The organism is uncultured Sphingomonas sp. (assembly GCF_913778135.1).
Lineage (GTDB): Bacteria > Pseudomonadota > Alphaproteobacteria > Sphingomonadales > Sphingomonadaceae > Sphingomonas.
Window position 1 is genome coordinate 1 of sequence record NZ_CAJYVU010000166.1, and the last position, 4,686, is coordinate 4,686.

General features: G+C 68.5%; 5 protein-coding genes and 1 pseudogene. 4 read left to right on the forward strand and 2 right to left on the reverse strand.

Going from position 1 to position 4,686, the window contains the following annotated elements; genetic code table 11:
• Both QZ847_RS14840 and arfB read left to right on the forward strand, forming a co-directional pair.
• Positions 1–546, forward strand: a 546-nt coding sequence (locus QZ847_RS14840; RefSeq protein ID WP_294357872.1) for an RluA family pseudouridine synthase, incomplete at its 5' end; no start/stop codon positions are given.
• Positions 539–937 carry an alternative ribosome rescue aminoacyl-tRNA hydrolase ArfB gene (gene arfB / locus QZ847_RS14845; protein WP_093005685.1) on the forward strand — a complete coding sequence of 133 codons (399 nt, stop codon included), beginning with the start codon at positions 539–541 and terminating at the stop codon, positions 935–937. The genes QZ847_RS14840 and arfB, both read left to right, overlap by 8 nt.
• A gap of 3 nt (positions 938–940) precedes the next feature.
• On the opposite strand, the gene QZ847_RS14850 is transcribed toward arfB, so the two are convergent.
• Complete coding sequence (locus tag QZ847_RS14850) at positions 941–2,155, reverse strand: hypothetical protein (RefSeq protein WP_294357875.1); 1,215 nt, start codon at positions 2,153–2,155, stop codon at positions 941–943.
• Positions 2,156–2,253: 98 nt separating this feature from the next.
• Between QZ847_RS14850 and QZ847_RS14855 the strand changes: the two genes are divergently transcribed.
• Entirely contained in the window at positions 2,254–2,748 is a 495-nt protein-coding gene (locus QZ847_RS14855) for a GAF domain-containing protein (RefSeq protein ID WP_294357878.1), read from the forward strand.
• Between the two features lie 144 nt (positions 2,749–2,892).
• Positions 2,893–4,047 (forward strand): RcnB family protein, encoded by a 1,155-nt coding sequence (locus QZ847_RS14860; protein ID WP_294357880.1) that lies wholly within the window; start codon positions 2,893–2,895, stop codon positions 4,045–4,047.
• A gap of 90 nt (positions 4,048–4,137) precedes the next feature.
• Here QZ847_RS14860 and QZ847_RS14865 read toward each other — a convergent pair.
• Positions 4,138–4,686: pseudogene (locus tag QZ847_RS14865) on the reverse strand (peptidase M28); the annotation flags it as partial.

A 4,686-nucleotide genomic window follows, 5' to 3' on the forward strand; every position in this document is an offset into this window, starting at 1 on the left:
AATCACCTAAACTCCCTGACCTTCGGGTTTCAGCGCTGGCCGCAGGCCGTCCACCGGCTCGACCGCGACACCAGCGGCTGTCTGCTCCTGTCGCGCAACCCCAAGGCGCACGCGCGGTTCCAGCAGGCGTTCGAGGCCGGCACGGTCGAGAAGCGCTATTTCGCGGTCCTCGACGGCGTGCCGGAGGGAAGCGAAGGCATGATCGACCTGCCGCTCGCCAAACGCTCGACCGCCGAGCGCGGCTGGTGGATGACGGGTGACGCGAAGGGCAAGGCCGCGCGCACCGCCTGGACGCTGCTGGGCACGCACGACGGCCGCGCCTTGGTCGAGTTCCGCCCCGAGACCGGCCGCACGCACCAGATCCGCGTCCACGCGCTCGAAGGGCTCGGCCTGCCGGTTACCGGCGATCCGACCTACGGGAGCGCGCACAAGGGCGGCACGATGCTCCACGCCGCCGCGTTGACGGTGCCGCGCGGCACGAAGGAGCCGATCGTCGCGGCCGCGCCCTGGCCCGAGCGCTTCCGCGCGCTCGGCTTCGATGGTTGAGATACCCGAGGACGCGCTGGACGAGCGCTTCCTCGCCGCGACGGGGCCGGGCGGGCAGAACGTCAACAAGGTCGCGACCGCGTGCCAGCTGCGCGTCGACGTGTTCCGCCTCGGCCTCTCGCCCGAAACATATCGTCGGCTGAAGGTACTGGCAGGCAGCCGGCTGACCGCGAGCGGGACGCTTGTGCTGGTCGCCCGGCGCTACCGCACGCAGGAGGCAAACCGGCAGGATGCGCGCCAGCGTCTGGCCGAGCTGCTCGCTGAGGCCGAGAAGCGCGAGGCTCGCCGCGTGAAGACCAAGCCCACGCGCGCCGCCAAGGCCCGCCGCGTCGACGAGAAGAAGGGCCGCAGCGCGGTTAAGGCCGGCCGCGGCAAGGTACGGCTCGACTAAGCCTCAGGCTGCGGGCTTGACGTAAGGCACGTTGATCGCGCGCAGCTGATAGCGGCCGGGCGGCAGCATCAGCGCGACATCCTCGCCCGCACGGATCGCCACGCGGTCGAGCGGGACGGAGGTAACCGGCTCACCGACCGGCCGCGCCTCGATCACCCGCCAACCCGACCTGGGCCGGAGCGTCGCCGGGATTGTCACGGCGCGGTCGCCCGCGCGCTGCCGCCACGTCGGTCGCCCGCGCACGAAGGTGGCGCTTGAGTGATCGACGACGAGATCGAACGTGCCCGCGGGCTCGTCCGCCGGTAGCGCCGCCAGACGGCGGGTCGCACTGCCACCACGGCAGGTCGTCTGCGAGATCGTCAGCGGTTCGATGCCGGTCTTGGCCTTCAACCGCGCCGCCATGTAGCGGTTGCCCCTCTCCTGCGGCACTTCGGCTGCGTGCGAGTAACCGACGTGGACGAGCAGCTTGGCACCCGGATGCGCCTTGATGATCGCCGCAAGATTGTTGGCCTCTTCTTCCTCGCGAACCGCGACTTGCTCGTCACGCCCTCCCTTGATCGCTTGCGATTTCGAGAACGTAATCTCGTACGGCAGCAGTTGATAGCCGAGTGCCTTTGCACGCCTCGTCAGCCTGCCATAGCCGGCCTCTGCCGTGTAATACCCATCCCCGTCCTCAAGGTAGGGCTGCGCCGGTCGCGTCATGAACGACGGCACGAAGCGTTGTTGACCCGGTTCGGGGTTCGAGAATGTCTCCGCCGCGAAGATGCTGTAGCCGAGCGGACGCAATCGCGCTGCGACCTCCGCGGTGAAGCCGCGATGTTCCGAGCGCTCATGGCTTTCATTAATGATGACGACGCTCGTTTGCCGTGCACGGCGGGTGATCTCGCCCATCACTTCGCCCCCACCGGTCAGCGCCGCGCATCCGTTCGCGCGATAATCGCTACTCTGCTCCGCAACGAGGTCTTCGCGACCGAACAGACTTAACGCCTGAATAGCGCCCATGCTCTGCATCGAGTCCTTGGCGCTCGCTGCTAAAGGCGTCACCGGGTCTATGCTCGCTAGGTCCTCCAGCTTGCTCTTCATGCCGGGCACGTCGGCTTGAGCCACTATTTGCGCAGGAAGCAGCGTGACCTCGGCGATGTCGGTCGGCGGGGCCATGCCGAGCGTGAGCGATGCGGTGAGCGCGAGCAGCGGAACGCGGGTGCGAAGAAGCATCATGGCGGAATGCTACGGAGCGCCCTGCGGGAACGCCAGTGCCGTTCCTTCCTGCCCTCGATCGCTGGCATGTTACCCACTGCGCTTCTACATCGCGCGCCATGTATGCCTTTGACGTGTCCGCCGGCTCCAAGGACGAGCTCTACCACGACCTGTATGCTGCGCTCGACGCACTGACCGCGGACGAGCCCGATGCGGTCGCCAACATGGCGAATGCCGCGGCGCTGATCTGGCAATATCTGCCCGATCTCAACTGGTCGGGCTTCTACCGCATGGTCGACGGCGGCCTTGTCCTGGGTCCTTTCCAGGGCAAGGCGGCGTGCATCCGCATCGCGCTCGGCGCGGGCGTGTGCGGCACCGCGGCGGCGACGCGAACGACGCAGCGGGTCGACGACGTGCACGCCTTTCCCGGCCATATCGCCTGCGACGCGGCAAGTGCGTCCGAGCTGGTCGTGCCGATCGTGCACGACGACAGGCTGATCGGGGTGCTCGATCTCGACAGTCCGTCGCCCGGTCGGTTCGACGAACGGGACGCGGCGGGATGCGAGCGGTTGATGGCGCTGCTCGCGCCGCGGATCGCGGTCGCGATCTCCTAACGAACAGGGTTGATGTCTGCCTGCGCGGCTGCACCACTTCGGGACGGTCGTTGCAGTGGCGAGACGATCTGGCGCTTGGTAAGCAACCGGTAAACGTGGAGCGCGTTCGATCGCGCGACGCACTTTACAGGGGAATGAACGGCCATGCGCATGCTGATGATCGCCGCCACCGCCGCCACCGTCATGGCCGTGCCCGCCGACGCGGGTCCGCGCGGCGGGATGGCACCCGTACGACCGGGTGGCTGGAACGCTCCCCGACCTGGCGGCTGGAACGGGCCGCGTCCCGGCGGCTGGAACGGCCCGCGCCCGATCGGCGGCAATTCGTGCCTGGGTGGTTGCCGGCCGCGCTGGGGCGGTCACATCAACAATCGCTGGTGGGGCGGCATGCGAGCGCTAGGCGGCTGGGGCGCCTATCGCCGGCCGGTACGCGGCTTCGTGCTGCCGGGTTACTGGGTGTCGCCCAACTGGTACGTCAACGACTGGTCGAACTACGGCCTGTACGCGCCGCCCGTCGGCTATAACTGGTCGCGCTATTACGACGACGCGGTGCTCGTCGATGGTCGCGGCTCGGTCTATGACAGTGTCGGTGGCATCGGCTGGGACCGCTTCGACGGACAGGACGTCGATTACACCTACCGCGATGACGCGTACGACAACGGCTATGGCGCGGCTTATGGCGGCTATGCGACGCGCGACCGCGACAATGGTCTGGGCGGCGCGGTGATTGGCGGAGTTGCGGGCGGTGTCGCCGGGAACGTCATCGCCGGGCGCGGTAACCGCCTGCTCGGCACTGCGATCGGTGCGGGCGCCGGCGCGCTGGTCGGGCGCGAGATCGACCGCAACGATCGCGCCGGGCGGGTGCCCGTCGCGCCGCCGGTTGGCCCCGACTACGGCGCCCCGTACCCGGCGCCCGGCGGTTACGCCCGCCAGGGCGCGCCGGTCGTCGCCTATCAGGAGGGTCGTTACGGCGGCGACTATGCCGGCACGACCTATTCGGGCGTGACGCATTACGCGACCGCCGGGGCAGGCTACCCCCCGCCCTCTGGCTACGGTCCCGGACCGCAGATCGCCTACCCGGCCCCCTCGGTCGTTGCCGGCAACGGCACGGTGGTGACGACGTCGAGCACCGCCGGCTCGGCCGGTTACTACGCCAACGGCTGGTATTATCCCGGCACGACGATCACGACGGTGACCGTCAGCGGCGGCTCGAACGCGAACGTGGTCGAGGAGGAGGTGTACGAGGACGCATCCTACGGCCACGCAAAGGGCTATCGCTACAAGGGCAAATGCAACTGCTGACGCGCTGACCCCGGTGTAATCACGACGCCGTCCCGCTGATCGTAGCGGGGCGGCGTTGTCGTATCCGGCACGGTTACGAAGCGCCTGACCCTAGCCGCGGTCACGCCCCGCGAACGTCACCAGGCTCTCCGCGCCATCGGCCCCTACCGCGCTGACGCCGACAAAATGGTCGTCGACCGGCACGTTCTTCAACAGCGTCGTCGTCGCACCCGCCACGACCCGCTCGTCGCTCCACGCCTGCCGGTCATTGGCACGCCAGCGCACGCGGTAGGATTGCGCGCCCGGCACCGGCGCCCATTTCACGGTCGTGTCGCGCGTCAGGGCACCAGCGATCGACGCACTCGCCGGAGCAGCGGGTGCCGCCGCGACCCGCGCGATCGTCGCCACGTTGATCGCGGTTACCTTCGCCAGATAATCGAAGTCCATGCCGTCGATCGTGTCGGCGAAGACGCGTCCGTTCTCGGTGCGCACGTCCTGATGCTGGCGATCCCAATTCTCCGCCCCGACCGAGAAGCGCACCGCAGGAAAGCCGAGCTTGAGGAACGGTTCGTGGTCACCGCCGCGGCCGAAGCGATCGGGACGGCGATCGAGCATCACGTCGAAGCGTTTTCCAGAAGTGGGGCCCGGCAGCGCGTCGGC

What these genes read in the sequence shown, in the direction of transcription:
- arfB (WP_093005685.1), top strand. Translation starts at nt 539, where the DNA reads ATGGTTGAGATACCCGAGGACGCGCTGGACGAGCGCTTCCTCGCCGCG.
- QZ847_RS14850 (WP_294357875.1), bottom strand. Translation starts at nt 2,155, where the DNA reads ATGATGCTTCTTCGCACCCGCGTTCCGCTGCTCGCGCTCACCGCATCG.
- QZ847_RS14855 (WP_294357878.1), top strand. Translation starts at nt 2,254, where the DNA reads ATGTATGCCTTTGACGTGTCCGCCGGCTCCAAGGACGAGCTCTACCAC.
- QZ847_RS14860 (WP_294357880.1), top strand. Translation starts at nt 2,893, where the DNA reads ATGCGCATGCTGATGATCGCCGCCACCGCCGCCACCGTCATGGCCGTG.